This window comes from Streptomyces sp. NPDC001339 (genome assembly GCF_042895955.1).
In the GTDB taxonomy this organism is placed as follows: domain Bacteria; phylum Actinomycetota; class Actinomycetes; order Streptomycetales; family Streptomycetaceae; genus Streptomyces.
Window position 1 is genome coordinate 113,464 of record NZ_JBIAWT010000007.1, and the last position, 13,905, is coordinate 127,368.

General features: G+C 66.4%; 11 protein-coding genes. 8 read left to right on the forward strand and 3 right to left on the reverse strand.

The features are described 5' to 3' along the window. Positions 1-15 precede the first annotated feature (15 nt). Together ACFY12_RS21470 and ACFY12_RS21475 are read right to left on the reverse strand one after the other, a co-directional pair. Positions 16-957 carry a hypothetical protein gene (locus ACFY12_RS21470; RefSeq protein ID WP_390717445.1) on the reverse strand — a complete coding sequence of 314 codons (942 nt, stop codon included), beginning with the start codon at positions 955-957 and terminating at the stop codon, positions 16-18. Beyond that, positions 954-1,511, reverse strand: coding sequence for an RNA polymerase sigma factor (locus ACFY12_RS21475; RefSeq protein WP_390717446.1), 558 nt, complete (start codon positions 1,509-1,511; stop codon positions 954-956). Before ACFY12_RS21475 ends, ACFY12_RS21470 begins: the two co-directional genes overlap by 4 nt. Positions 1,512-1,739: 228 nt before the next feature. Here ACFY12_RS21475 and ACFY12_RS21480 point away from each other — a divergent pair, with 228 nt between their 5' ends. From ACFY12_RS21480 to ACFY12_RS21510, 7 genes are all read left to right on the forward strand, one after another. After that, positions 1,740-1,916, forward strand: coding sequence for a gallidermin/nisin family lantibiotic (locus tag ACFY12_RS21480; protein WP_390717447.1), 177 nt, complete (start codon positions 1,740-1,742; stop codon positions 1,914-1,916). A gap of 95 nt (positions 1,917-2,011) precedes the next feature. Continuing rightward, positions 2,012-5,218: a lantibiotic dehydratase gene (locus tag ACFY12_RS21485; protein ID WP_390717448.1), complete on the forward strand. Its 3,207-nt coding sequence runs from the start codon at positions 2,012-2,014 to the stop codon at positions 5,216-5,218. Beyond that, the gene (locus tag ACFY12_RS21490) at positions 5,215-6,570 is read left to right on the forward strand and encodes a lanthionine synthetase C family protein (RefSeq protein ID WP_390717449.1); all 1,356 of its coding nucleotides are present in this window, start codon (positions 5,215-5,217) and stop codon (positions 6,568-6,570) included. The genes ACFY12_RS21485 and ACFY12_RS21490 overlap by 4 nt, the downstream gene beginning before the upstream one ends. A 26-nt stretch (positions 6,571-6,596) precedes the next feature. Beyond that, the gene (locus tag ACFY12_RS21495) at positions 6,597-7,547 is read left to right on the forward strand and encodes an ABC transporter ATP-binding protein (RefSeq protein WP_390717450.1); all 951 of its coding nucleotides are present in this window, start codon (positions 6,597-6,599) and stop codon (positions 7,545-7,547) included. Further along, the gene (locus ACFY12_RS21500; protein WP_390717451.1) at positions 7,544-8,344 is read left to right on the forward strand and encodes an ABC transporter permease; all 801 of its coding nucleotides are present in this window, start codon (positions 7,544-7,546) and stop codon (positions 8,342-8,344) included. Before ACFY12_RS21495 ends, ACFY12_RS21500 begins: the two co-directional genes overlap by 4 nt. After that, positions 8,341-9,651, forward strand: a complete 1,311-nt coding sequence (locus ACFY12_RS21505; protein WP_390717452.1) for a DUF6895 family protein — start codon at positions 8,341-8,343, stop codon at positions 9,649-9,651. Before ACFY12_RS21500 ends, ACFY12_RS21505 begins: the two co-directional genes overlap by 4 nt. Before the next feature lie 162 nt (positions 9,652-9,813). Then, a complete protein-coding gene (locus ACFY12_RS21510) occupies positions 9,814-10,794 on the forward strand; it encodes an esterase-like activity of phytase family protein (protein WP_390717453.1) in 981 nt (326 codons plus the stop codon). Between the two features lie 1,332 nt (positions 10,795-12,126). Here the strand turns inward: ACFY12_RS21510 and ACFY12_RS21515 are convergent. Further along, positions 12,127-12,390 carry a hypothetical protein gene (locus ACFY12_RS21515; protein ID WP_390717454.1) on the reverse strand — a complete coding sequence of 88 codons (264 nt, stop codon included), beginning with the start codon at positions 12,388-12,390 and terminating at the stop codon, positions 12,127-12,129. A 513-nt stretch (positions 12,391-12,903) separates the two neighbouring features. On the opposite strand from ACFY12_RS21515, the gene ACFY12_RS21520 reads away from it, so the two are divergent. Then, on the forward strand, positions 12,904-13,773 hold the full coding sequence (locus tag ACFY12_RS21520; protein ID WP_390717455.1) for a hypothetical protein: 870 nt from the start codon (positions 12,904-12,906) through the stop codon (positions 13,771-13,773). The last annotated feature ends 132 nt before the right edge of the window (positions 13,774-13,905 follow it).

Here is a 13,905-nt window from a genome sequence, read left to right on the forward strand (position 1 = left end):
ACCTCGGCACGGTGGCTACGCCCCATCTGCGACCTGCCAAGACTCGGGCTTCCCGAGCGACCGCATGGCCCCGACGGCCCACCCCAACAGGGCGACGGACAGAAGCAACGTCCACGGCGTCGTCGACAGCAGAGCGCGCAAGAGAGCGTCGAGCGGGGTGGTGAACACGCCCTGAGGACCGACCACCACATTCAACAGCCACACGGCGGCGCCCGCCGCCGCGCCTGCTGCCGGAGCGAATCGGACCGACAGCGCAAGCGCTAGTGACGCGGCAAACAGGGACGTGCCCAGCCAGCTCGAGACCGCGGCCCACCAGCCTGGCCCGGCCACCAGTGTCGAGCAGACCATCGCCAGCGCCACGTCGACGCAGAGCACCACCGTCACCCGCGCCAGAAACACGGCTGTCGGCGGTACAGGCAAGGTATGGAGCAACTCACGTCGGGGGTCGCGCCGGGGCGAGGCTGTCACCAGCGCCCCGAACACGATCACCAGCACCACCACCGCGCCGAACAGCCGCAATCCGAACCGGTCCGACACGCGTGCCGATGCCAGAAGTGCTGTTCCGACGAGTCCGATAGCACTCAACGGAGCCCAAAGCCTTGGCATCAGCACGGCCTGCCGCAGTGCCAGCTGCCATGCCGTCCGACAGGGGCGTACCACACCATGGGCGGTACCGGACACCACGTCCCCTGAGGCAACGGGATGTGCCGCGAAGGGCTGCTCGCCAGCACTTTCAGTGCTGGCACCGGCCAGTGCGGGCCCCAACAAAGCCTCGAAGGAGGGTGCGCGAACTGCCTGTTGGACTGCTTCCGAACGCACTGCTGCCCCGATGTCCTGCCACACTGACATCCGCGTGAGGCAGTCCTGGCAGGCGTCGAGGTGCCGCCGATGATGCGGGTCGTCCGGCCCGGTTCGTGCCAGGCGCGCCAAGACGTCGTCTGTGAGGTGTTCTGTCATCGTCGTCCCGTTCCTTCCAGCCGCGCCGCGTCGAGCATGTTGCCCAGCCGCCTTCGCGCATGGGACATCCGGCTCTTGACGGTGCCCACCGGAATGGCGAGCACGGTGGCCACCTCCGGGTAGGCCAGGTCTTCAACCAGCACCAGAGTGAGAACCTCGCGCAGATGCAGGGGAAGGGCGCGCACGGCCGCTAATAACTCGGTGCGCTCAGCCTCCCGCACGACTTGGTCTTCCACACTCGGGCCTGGGGCTGGCATGTCCTGTGCCTCAGCCAGATCCGCCAGCTGCGGCCGCGACCTGCGGAGCTGATTGTGTGCCTGTCGTCTGGCCACGCCCATGAGCCACCCCCGCACCGAGGACTCGTTGCGGAAGCTCTCCGCCGAGCGCCACACGGCCAGCCATGCCTCCTGAAGGATCTCCTCGGAAACTCCTTGATCCGAGGTGAGTCTTCGGATGAGGCGGAGCATGGGGGTGGCATGCCTCTCGTAGAGGGCACGCAGGGCGGCTTGGTCGCCCTGGGCGACGGCGCCAAGCAAAGCTTCGTCCGAACTCACATCACGTATGTAGGCAGAAGATTCCGATTGGTTCACGCGTCGCCGGCACGGATCCCCGTTTCTGGCCGGATTCCGCCGAGTAACGACCGAGCCCGTCTCCCCCCTGCCACTGAACTGCCAACGCTGCCAAGCGGGTTCAAACTCATTGATCGCTCACGAACGACCATGCTTCCGTGATGCACGGATCGCGATCCACGAACATTCAATCGGTTTCCGTGAGGAGTCACTGTGAGGATCAAGGCCCCCGCTCAAATGAAGAGCGATATGAACCTGTTCGATCTCGACCTGGAGATCGGCGTGGAGAAGTCCGTCGCCGGCCCGGCCATCACGAGCATCTCGTACTGCACCCCGGGCTGCACCAGCGAAGGCGGCGGCTCCGGCTGCAGCCACTGCTGCGACAACTGACGGCATGCATCTGTGGGGTCGGGCGGGCACCCGCCCGACCCCCTGGGCTGTTCCGGCGAAGGCAGTGGCAAAGGACGAGGAAGAGGGGGACACCCGTGGGAGAACCATCACAGGGGACACTGTTCGAGGCGAAAGACGTCTTCTTATACCGAGCGCCACTGGCGCCGAACGCCCCCGGCCTACCCCTCCCCGCTGGGAGGCCGCAGGATCCGACCGCCTGCGTAGAACTGCTCGCTGCGGCCGCGGCGGACAACGTTCTGAGCGAGGCAGTAGACCTCGCTTCCCCGAGCCTCAGCACCATGATCTGCCGCGCCATTGAACGTGGCGGCGTCGGGATCAAGGCGGGGCAGCTACGCCGGGCCGCGCTCGCCGTGCTGCGCTACGACATCAGGATGCGGACCCGACCCACCCCCTTTGGCCTCTTCGCAGGCGTGGCGACCGGGCAGTTCGACTCCACTGCCAAGGCAGAGTGGGGCACAGCCCACCGCACTCGTACTCATGCCGACATGCAGTGGCTCACCAGGATCGGCCACCGCCTCGAACGGGACCCGGCTGTGTTGTCCTCCCTCACCGTTCAGGCGCACCAGGCTCTGATCCTTCGTGCGGACCGGCTGGTCCTCACCGCTCCCTCCACGCTCGGCGTGCGCCTCACAGAGAGCGGCGAGGGCCGCTCAACGGTGTCGGTACGCAGGACACCCGTCGTCGAGCTGGCCGTGGAAGAGGCTGCGACTCCGCTGCCGTACGACGATCTGGTCCGGAGAACGGCCGCGGCATTCCCAGGTGCCCCTGTCGAGCGGGTCCGGGAGTTGCTCGCCGAGCTGGTGAGACAGGAGATCCTCATTACCGGGCTGCGCGCGCCACTGGACGGCGGTGACCCGCTGCGTCACATGCTGGACCAACTCGCTTCGGTCCCCGGACCGTCCGAGGACACCCGCCGGATACACGGCGTGCTGCTGGCAGTGGAGCGCGAGAGGCGCGCATATGACGACCAAGTCATCGGAGAAGGCCGCGAACACCTGAGCGCCCTGCTGAGGACCGCTCGTGCGGCAGAACCCGCAGATACGCCCGTCCACATTGACACCCGCCTGGACACCAGGTTGCACCTGCCGTACGCGGTGCGTGACGTGGTCGAAGAAGCCACCGAGGTGATGTGGCGCCTCTCCCGTCCCAAGCTCGGACTTCGGGCCTTACGCGACTACCACCGCCGCTTCCTCGACGTCTACGGAGCCGACCGGCTGGTCCCGATCCTGGAGCTCCTCAACGAATCGACAGGCCTGGGCGCCCCGGCAGGCTATGGCTGGCCCAACAGTGAGGCAGCACCCGTCCCACCTGAAACTCCCCGTACCGACCGCCGGGACCGCACCATGGCCCGGCTGGCAGCCGCCGCGCAGCGTGCCGGACAACGCGAGGTCATTCTCGGGCGTGCGGATCTCGAGGAACTGTGCCTCGACACCGCCGATTCCAGGGACCTGCCCAACTCCTGCGAGGTGACCGTCCAAGTCGTCGCCCCCTCGATGGAGGCGCTGAACGAGGGCGACTTCCGAGTCTTCCTGTCGCCCTCGCCCGGATCGCACCGGGCTGGATCCACCTTCGCCCGATTCGCCGATCAGCACCCCGACTGGCGTACGGAGTTCGCCACCCTGCAGCATGACACCCCCGTGCATATCCAGGACGCCGTTCCCGTTGACCTCGCGTTCAGGACGCGCTCGGGCCGAGCCGCCAACCTTGCGCACACCACGCCTGCCACCGGACGCCGTATCAGCGTCGGAGTTCCTGACGCACCCGGTGTAGAGGAACTGCGGCTGTGCGACATCGGCATCGGTGCGACTTTGGACCGGATGACCGCCGTACACCTGCCCACCGGTCGTGAAATCGTGCCCGTACTTGGCAACATGGTCAGCGCCCCTGCCCAGGCTCCCAACGCCATTCGACTGCTGTGGGAGATCGGACTGGAGGGCCAGCGGCTATGGGAGCCGTGGAACTGGGGACCGTTCTCTGATGCGCCTTTCGTGCCGCGTGTGCGATACGGGCGATTCGTGCTGTCCTGTGCCGTCTGGCGGCTGGACGTGGTCCGTGCGCGAGCCGAAGACCTGCGTGCAAGCGGTAATACCGTGAGCGCTGCCGACCGGGACAGAGTGATCGACGAGTGGCGGTCGGCGTGGGATGTGCCACGTTGGATTCTCGCCGTCACCGCCGACCAGAGGCTGCTGCTCGACCTCGATCAGGCGTGGCACCGCGAGCTGCTTCTCGACCAGGTGATGCGCAACCAAGAACTGATAGCACAGGAAGTACCGGGCGAGTACGAGGGCTGGACGGACAGCCCACTAGCCGGGCACATCTCCGAGCTGGTCGTTCCCCTGACCCGCAGGGAGACCGGCATGCCCGGCCGCCGTCCGTACGGCGGGCGCAGTCAGCCTGAACGCACCGTTCACGGCATGGGCAGCGAGTGGCTCTACCTCAAATTGCACGGCTCCGCCCGCACCCAGGACGATCTCCTACGCGACCACGTCCCCGAACTGGTGGAGCTGGGATGCCGGAACGGCGCTGACGGCTGGTTCTTCATTCGCTACACCGACGACGGAGGTCACCACCTGCGGCTGCGACTGCACGGCACCCACCAGAAGGAGCTGTGGGGTGAGGTCGCTCCAGCGGTCGGTGAGCTTCTGCAGCGGTGGCAACGAGAGGGCTTGTTGCGTAGCCACTCTCTCGCGCAGTACGACCCGGAAACCGAGCGTTACGGCGGCCCCGCAGCCCAACGGCTGGCTGAGCGGGTTTTCGAGTTCGATAGCAAAGCCGCCATTGAACTGCTGCGAGTGGCCAAGGACCCCGCGAACGACTACGGAGTCGACGACCTCGCCGTTATCTCCTGCGCCGCACTGGCCCATGCCTTCGGCCCGCCCGCATCCGGCAATCCGAGGGCCACAGAGGACTGCGGCGGCGACGGCGCGGCAGCCTGGCTGTCCATGACCGGCGAGCGCCGCGACCTGCCTGCGGCGTTCCGCGCCCGCTCCGCCTATTGGCGCAGCCTTATCGACCCCTACGGCGGCTGGCCCGATCTCCAGAAGGATCCGGCCGGCGCCCGCGTCCTCACCTCGCTGCGCTCCCGGGACCAGGCAGTAGGCCAGCTGGCCGATATGGTCCGGGAGTCCGGTGGCACACCCGAAGGTCGGGTCATCGGCAGCCTGCTGCACATGGTCTGCAACCGCCTATTCGGCGGTGCTAGCGACCGCGAACTGACCGTGCTCGGCGTCGCCCGAGGTGCCGTACAGGATCACCTCAACCGCCGGAGGCACCAGTCTTGACCACCACAACTGTCCGACCGGATGAAGCCGTCGCCCTAGTCGCCGAACGGCTCGCTGACCCAGAGCACATCGCCACCATCGCCTCTCGCGACGACAACCGAGATCCCATCTACAACGCCGTGATGTGGGGGCCGCTGACTCTCGCCAACGGCCTTCCCGGCACGGCCCTCCTCTACGGCGAACTGGCCCGCACTGACGAAGGCTGGCGACAAGTCGCCCATCGTCACCTTGCGGCCGCCGGACGCATCATGAACTCCGCACCCAGCCGCGGCCTGTTCTCCGGACCAGCGGCTCTGCTCGCCGCCGCACAGACATGCGCTGGCCCCGAAGGACACTACGGTTCGCTGCGCCGGAGGCTGGCCACTTGGGTGGCCGAGGACCAGACCGAACGGCTGCGCGCCTTCCGCGTCCGCGCCCAGTCCGGTGGGGCCGGCGTCGACTGGGCTGCGTACGACCTGATCAACGGCCTGTCTGGGACAGCCCGCCTGCTCCTGGATGCGGCGTCCGACCCCGCCGAGACGAGTCCCACCGTGGAGTCGGCTCTCACCGAATCGCTCCGTCATCTCATCCACGTCACCGAACCGGTCCGGATCGACGGTCACGAAGTACCCGGATGGTGGGTGCCTGCCGAACTCCAGATCAGCCGCCAGGACCGACAGGCGTATCCGCACGGGGACTTAAACCTTGGCATGGCACACGGCATTGCCGGACCGCTCGCGGTGCTCTGCTCGGCGTACGAGTCCGGGCGCGAGGAGCAGGGCATGCACGACGCCATGCACCGCATTGCCGAGTGGCTACTGAGCTGGACGCTGCGCGACGATGCGGGGCCCTACTGGCCGGCCCGGGCAGCCTGGGAACAGGAGGTGGCGCCGCGGCGCCCGCAGGAGCTGTTCACCCGTACCGCCTGGTGCTACGGCACGCCGGGGGTCGCTGCCGCACTGTTCCGCGCGGGACGTGCCATGGACCGACCGGACTGGTGCGGCGCGGCTGTCGAGGGGCTGCGTGCCGCGCTGCGGCGGGACGAGTCGCTTTGGGCGGTCGAAGGCGCCACCATCTGCCACGGCTACGCCGGTCTGCTGCGGGTTGCGGCCCGGGTGAACCAAGCCGTGGACGACCCCGAACTGAACGCTGGATGCCAACGCCTTACAGGCAAGGTGCTGGCGTGCGCCGATGAGGCCGTGCCCTTCGGGTTCCGTCATCTCATGCGCTTCCCGGTCGTCGCCGGTTCGCCTGTCCGGCACCGGTCCGTGGACACGGCGGGCATGCTCGAGGGCGCTGCGGGCGTGGCTCTCTCCCTCCTGTCAGCCGACGACGGTGCACTGCCGTGGGACCGCACTCTGGGCCTCGCGTGACCGGTCAACCGGAGAAGGGAATGCACATGCTCGAGACGCAGGCATTCGAGATAACCGATCTCGTCGTGCGCTACGGCAAGGTGGCTGCCGTTGACGGCGTGTCGATCAGTTCACCGCCGGGCCGCATCACCGGACTGCTCGGCCCCAACGGAGCTGGGAAGTCCAGTCTGCTGGGCGTGCTGTCGACGGCCGCGCGGCCCGACGCGGGTACTGTACGGATCTTCGGCTTCGATGTGCGTGAGGCACCGATGGCAGCACGTCGTCGTCTCGGATTGGTCTTCCAGGAACGCGCGCTGGACAAGGAGCTCTCCATCGAGCGAAACCTGTGGTTCCACGCCCGGCTATTCGGTATGAAGCGGGCCGACGCCCGGGCCCGGATCGACCTGATGCTGGAGCTGTTCGACCTCGCCGACCGTCGCCGTCAGCCTGTCGAGGAGCTGTCCGGAGGGCTGGCCAGACGGGTGGAGATCGCACGCGCCCTGCTGCACCGCCCCGGCTTGATCATTCTTGACGAGCCCACCAACGGCTTGGACCCCACCGCACGCGCCGCCGTATGGGCCGATCTGCTGCGGTTACGCGACCAACTGGGCGTCACCGTCCTGTACGCGACGCACTACATGGACGAGGCTGAGTACGCCGATGAGATCGTCATCCTCCAGAAAGGCCGGATAGTCCGGCAGGGCAGCATTGAACGGCTCAAGAGCAGCCTGGATTCCTCCCGCGTCGTGGTGACCTGCTCGGACGACGAGGCAGCTCTCCGCCAGCTGCGCGCAGCAGGCTTCGACGCCCTGATCGAACCGACTGGGGTCGCCGTGCACTGCACCGACCCCGAAGCGCGCATTGCCGAGGTGGTTCGGGCCCTGGATGTTCCAGGACTAACCGTGTCAGTGCACCACCCGTCCATGAACGACGTCTACTTGGCGGCCGCCCGGCAGGACGGACCGTGGCAACGGCGGGAGAGGGTAGGCACGCCATGACCGTAACCACCCTTGTCACACCTTCCCATGTCACCGACGTTGGACGGCTGAGGGTGGCGCTGCGCGCCATCGGCGTCATTGCCCATCGTGATCTACTGCGCCAGGCCAAACGCCCGGGAGTGCTCTTCAGCCAGGCCGTGCAGATCTTCTTCTTCGTCCTGGTCTATGCAGTTGGCTTTGACGGGATGGTCGGTTCGGTCGGCTCGGTGCCGTTCAGTGCTTACGTCTTTCCTGGTCTAATCGCCATTCAAGTGGTTTCGATTGGTGTTGCCTCCGGTCAGACCTATGCCTGGGACCGTGAGTATGGCGTGCTGCGCGAACTTCTTGTCGCACCGGTGCCGCGGGTCTGCCTGCCACTGGGAAAGGTTGTCGCCAGCGCAGGGTTGGTAACCGTGCAGAGCCTGGTGATGATTGCCCTCTCCCCGCTGATGGGAGTGACGCTGACGGCTGGCCGGTTCGCTGCCGCGATCGGCTGCTACGCGCTCACAGGCACCGTTTTCAGCGTCATCGGCCTCTGTCTGGCCACTGTCGTCAAACGAGTGCAGACGCTCCAGGCGACTGTTCAACTGGCCATGTTCCCCCTGCTCTTCCTGTCCGGCTCAGTCTTCAGTGCGAAGAACGCACCAGAGTGGCTTTCCTGGATCATGCATCTCAATCCCATGACGTACGCCGTCGACCTGGCGCGCCAGACTTTGCTGGGTGAGGGCGGTCTGATGCCGTGGTGGGCGGACCTCTCCGCGCTCGGGGGGATCCTCATCGCGGCTCTGCTACTGCTCCGGATTCGGAGCGGGCGATGAGCGTCACCACCGATGGTCCTTCGTGGCCCCCGCTCCCCGAGCACGTCAGATCCAGCGGGATATCGCTGGACGAGGACGAGGCAGCGGAGAAGGTGCTGGAGGGCGCGCTGCGATGGATCGAGGCGCATATGGAGTGGTTCGCGCCACAGCGCTGGGAGGAGTTCCTTCCCCGCCGCCCCTTCCCGCCTGGCCCGCTGCTGGAACTCCTCGGACTGATCAGAGTGCTCGACCGGTCGGACATCGTGCCCAAGAACGCGCCCCTGTCGAGCCGTGCGATCACCTTGGCCGAGCATGCCGCGTCGGAGGTGGCATTCGAACGCGGACTCCGTCGTAGCGACGAGCTGTTTCCCTATCACCTCAATCTGGTTGCGCTGCTTGAAGTGCTTGGCCGGCCGCAGCCCACGCTGCGCGCGGCATGCGAGACGCTGCTCGCCGCAGACGCCGGCGGCCACACCCGGCCGTACAAGCCAGTGCTCACCAGGATCGAGCTGCGCTACTTCATCGACCGGGGAGGCTTCACAGCTCCTGTCCGCCTGCCCGATATCGGCACCCTCCACCAGCAGAGCATCCCCGCTCTGCGCCCGGACCTCCTCCAGCTGACAGAGAGCGAAACCTACGCCCTTACCCATGCCCTCTTCTACGTGACGGACTTCGGCCACCATCGCCGGCTGCTGGGCGGATGTGAGGAGATGGCCCAGCTGCGCGAGTCCGTTCGGGGCCTGATCGGCGTCCATCTGGCCCGCGGCAATCTGGACCTCTTGGCGGAGTTGCTGCTGTGCGAGGTGGCTCTGGACGACGGTTGCGGTTCCGGCCCGCTGGCATACGCCGGCTGGAACGCCTTGGCCAGTGCCCAACGGCCGGACGGTGCCGTGCCCAGCCCCGTACACCGCCCCGAGGTCCTGCACAGCCTGGCGGGCGACAAGGCCGCTGCCTACCTTTTCGGCACGTGTCACCACACCACCATGGCGGCGGCACTCGCCGCCGCCGTACGGAGGCGGCGAGCGCCTGTGGACCGGCAGGGGGGCACGGAGCGTGCCGCATTCACCGGATCTCCGCTGCCCAGGGCGGATCCCGAGGAGATCCGGCTGTGGGCGCGAAACGTATACAGGGAATCCGGGGCCGCCCCGGCTTCCACGCGCGTGGCGTGGTCCGGCCATCTCGACGCACTGTTGGCTCTCAGCGTCCAGGCTCATGATCCTGCCGTCCTGGCGGAGGTAGTGCGCGCGGCCGAACGACTCGGGCAGAGCGACCGATTGCTGGTCCGCTCGGCGGCCGCACTCCTCGCCGCGTGGTGTCCACGTACCTAGAACCCGCAGTTTCGGGCGTCGGCGAGCCCTGAACACGCTGCCATGAAGCGTGCAGCACGGCCGCAAGGCCCAGCCCGGACGGGCACTGCCGTCTTCGCCCTCGCACATCCGACTCACCAGTGAAAGGGATGACGTATGCGTTTACGCGTTGCCGTCGTCGCTATGGCCACAGCCCTGGCGACGACGGTTCCGACGGCCACGGCTGCGACACAACACCAGCCAGCAAGCGACGACCCCCAGGCATGCTCTCCGTACGTCTCGATCGACGGTTTTTCCGACGCCCTGGACAAGACAACCTTCCACGGAAGTTATGTCGGCAACCTCTCCGCTCTCGCTGCCGGCCCCGGCGATCGGATTCTCGCCCTATCAGACCGCTCCGAGCTGTTCACGCTGGATCCGCAGCGCAAGCCCGAACGCGTGGTTTCGCTTGCTGACGAGAAGGGCAAGGCGCTCGATTCGGAGGGCTTGGTCGTCGACCACGATGGCAGCTACCTGGTCGCTTCCGAGATCGAACCCTCCATCCTTCGTTACGATCGCGACGGCAAGCTGATCGGGGCGCTACCTGTACCGGACCAACTCCGGGTCGCTCCGGCCGGCAAGGCGCGGCTCAACCAGACCTTCGAAGGCCTGGCCCTTCAGCCCGGCGGCCGCACTCTGATCGCGGCAATGGAGGGCCCGCTTGACGGGGACCCCGAGGACAGCGGTGGACGGCCACTGGTGCGCTTCCAAACCTGGCACCGACCGAGCCTCGACGCGGAGTTTCGCTTGGCCGGGCAGTACACCTACCCCGTCGACAAGTCTCTGGGTGTCTCCGAGATCACCTCTACCGGACTGGTCCTCGAGCGAGGTGTCTCCGCCGACAAGGGGCCAACGGTCCGTCTCTACTTCGCCGACCTTATGCACGCCGACAATGACCGCACGGTTGCGAAGAAGCTGCTCGCTGATCTCGCAGCGTGCCCTTCCTCAGGCGCGCACCACCCGATGCCGCTGCCCAACCCGCTCCTGGACAATATCGAGGGCATGCTGGTCACAGGGCGACAGCAGGATGGGCGGCTCAAGCTGCTGCTGGTCAGCGATGACAACCACAGCGACAAACAAGTCACGCGGTTCTATGACCTCAGCGTCCGCACGCCCGACCGCTGACCCGAGACGACCTTGATGTCGGCGCGGGTTGCGCGCGTGTGCATAGATGGTGAGCGCGTAGGTCACCGCGACTGGGCCACCATCGTCTCATCATCGCCGAGCAGCTCCGAGGATTCCTTGCCGATGAGGCAAGCGTCCCCCTTATGGTTGATGGCGGCGGTTGGGGTGCTTCAGGTCCGGCGTTCCCCCTCCGGACCTACACGCACTTCATGCCGGAGGCCGGAGCGCGCGGCCTCGCCGCCATCGAAGCATGGTTCGCGGATCTTGACTGAAAGTCCCTGAGAAGTCCCTGGGGGCGCGACGAGAGCCCTCTGAGCATGCAAACCAGCAGGTCAGAGCTTGATCAACGCGCCAGCGGGACAGAACCCGGCGTATAGGTCGACTCGTCCGCCCCATACGCTTGTGACCTGTGGGAACAGGCTGTTTTTCAAGCTCGAAAAAGTCCCTGGGGAGAATCTGGGGAGAATCGGCAGGACCGCGTGGCATCGTGATCTTGGGCACGGGGATGGCTCCGGCCGCTGCGAGCGCTGGCTTCCACTGCTTGTCGTCGAACGTGCTGCGATTGATGGCGCCGCGGCGCGGCGTGGTCACCGGCAGTCGGACGGTCTTCAACGGCTGCTTCTCCCGCGCGAGGTTCGGCCGGTCAGGGGCCACCCGGGGCAGCGTCACTTCGACCGGCGCGAATTCCTCCGTGTGCGCCTTGACCCTCCGTGTGCGCCTTGATGCTTGCGGTCGGCTCGGGGCAAGGGGCGTCGCGCACCTTGTTCCCCTTCGGGGGAGCGAAGGTCGGCCGCCCGTTCACCTTGATGACCTGACGGGTTATGTGGATCAGCTCGCCGTCCGCATCGTCTGGGCTCACCGCGAAAGCCTCCCCCTCCCGCACGCCGGATCCGACGCTGAGGTCGACCAGGACGCGGTAGCGCTTGTCCAACTCCGCACGCACCCCTGGCCGAAGGCCGCTCATTCGTCGGCGTGGAGTTGTCCGAGCGGTACGCGGGGAGCGCACGCGAGCGCCTGAGGAGAGCTGCCCAGCCCTAAATGATCAAGCATGCAGCCCTGGCGAGTGAATCGCTGACCGACTACGGGAAAAAGATCGAACCAGTCCCGAGAAGCCGCCCACTCCGCAGCTGAGCCGACCTGCTAACCGGCCGAAACAGCCCCGCCAAGGCCAGATACAACCTTGCCGGGGCTGCCTCATACCCGCAGAGGACTGGAGGAGTGGTGATCCACGCGGGTAGCAAATGAGCCCCGCCCAGGACCCTTCAGACGGAAGGTGGCGAAGAAGAGTCCCGATGCCGGGCCAGTGGCTCGGACAACCGGGACTCTTTCTCGTTAATGACCCTCTTTCTTACCGTCCTCCTTGTTGCACCCCATGCTGGAACCGATCGGGCTGGACTGTGCGCCCGGGGAGCCTTCGCCGTTGAGCAAGTTGCCCAGAAGACCGTTGAGGATGCCGATCTGGCCGAGGATGTCGATGTTGAAGTCGTGCTGCTTGCAGAAGCCGCCTTCTCCTCCGGCGTAGGCGTTGCCGGTACCGAGGAAGCTGACACTGCCGAGAACGACAGCCACGGCGGTTGCCCTGTAGAACTTGCGCATTTCTCCTCCATCAATGGAACCGTTGCGATCTGTGAAAGATCGACTTCGAGCAGTGATGTGGAGATTAATATGACAATAGGCTTGTTGCTCATTGGTGCTGGCATTCGGTGTACACCGCAAGCCGGCCGGATGACGGATCGACCGCGCCCGCTGCATCCCGTATGTCGAGGAAGGCGAGTGTCCGGGCAGTCGTCGCCCTGTCGCTCGGGTGCGCGGCGGTATGGGGCGTTCCGATCCGTTGCCTGTCCAGCCGAGCCAACGGCATATCCCCTTGGTAGCTCCGACCCATGTGGACTCGCCGGAAGAGGATTGCTCAGCGAGGAGGTCATCGAGGTGGCCCGCACGGCCTCCCGTGCCACGCGCTCGGCCGTGGCCCGGGACCCTCTCGCGTCCCAGGTCGATCTCACGTCTTGCACGTCTTATTTGAGTCGGCTCGGCGAACTGAGTGTGTATATGCTCCCCATGCCTGAATTACGGAACAAGTAAACGGAATAAGTAGAGGGTGGGGGAGCAGTGGAGAGCGTCCGCAGGGTCCAGGGGCGTGCCGTGCCGGTCGTCGTCGGTGCCGTTGTGCTGGCGGTGTGTCTGACCGCGTGTGGCGACGGCAAGAGCAGGGACGGGGGCGTGGGCAAGCAGGGTGGGGCGCGTGCATCGGAGCGTAAGGATGCGGGAGTCGTCCTTGCGGCCGCGGCCAAGAAGACTGCCGAGCAGAACGCGTACCGGACCCGTCAGTCCGGAGGCTCCTCCGAGGAGGCCACCACGGATATGGCCTGGCAGCGGAAGCCTTTCTTCTCATCTATGAAGGTTCACGGGAAGAAGACCGAGGACAACCCGAGCGGTGAGACGTACCTCGTCGACACGGCCGACGGGACGTACACGAAGACCGACAAGATCCCCGGCAAGGACTGGTTCAGGCTGGAGCCGTCCGGCGACAAGAAGCCCGACCGGTCGCGGTCCCGGGGGCTGTTGACGGAGTTCCTGGGCGCTCTCAATGCCACGGGTAGTGCCAAATGGCTCGGCGCCGAGCAGGTCGGTGGGCGCCCCACCGACCACTTTCAGGGCGCAGTGACCATCGCGGACCTCGCCAAGTATCAGGGTTCCGCGATGGAGAAGGACAGCCGCGAGTGGTACGTCGACGTCATGCGGAGGGGCGGCAAGGAGCGGGCCGTCATCGACGTATGGGTGGGCAAGGACAATCTCGTGGCCAAGGCCCAGGAGGTCAGCTCCGGCAAGAACAAGAAGGGGGAGGCGAAGGAGGAGAAGATCGTTGAGGAGTACTCGGGCTACGGGGCCGACCTCAAGGCGGAGATTCCGTCGCCGGACAAGGTCGCCTCGTTCGACGAGTACATCCAAGCCCTCGCGAAGCGGCGGCCGTCCGCCTGATCCCGGGCGCGGCAACCCTCCTCACTTCACTTCACTTCACCTCTTCGCTTCTCGTCTCGTCTCTTCTCTTCTCTCCTCGCCTTACCTCGCCTCTTGCGCAACGTGGGCCGGTGCAGCCGGACTTGGGGGAAG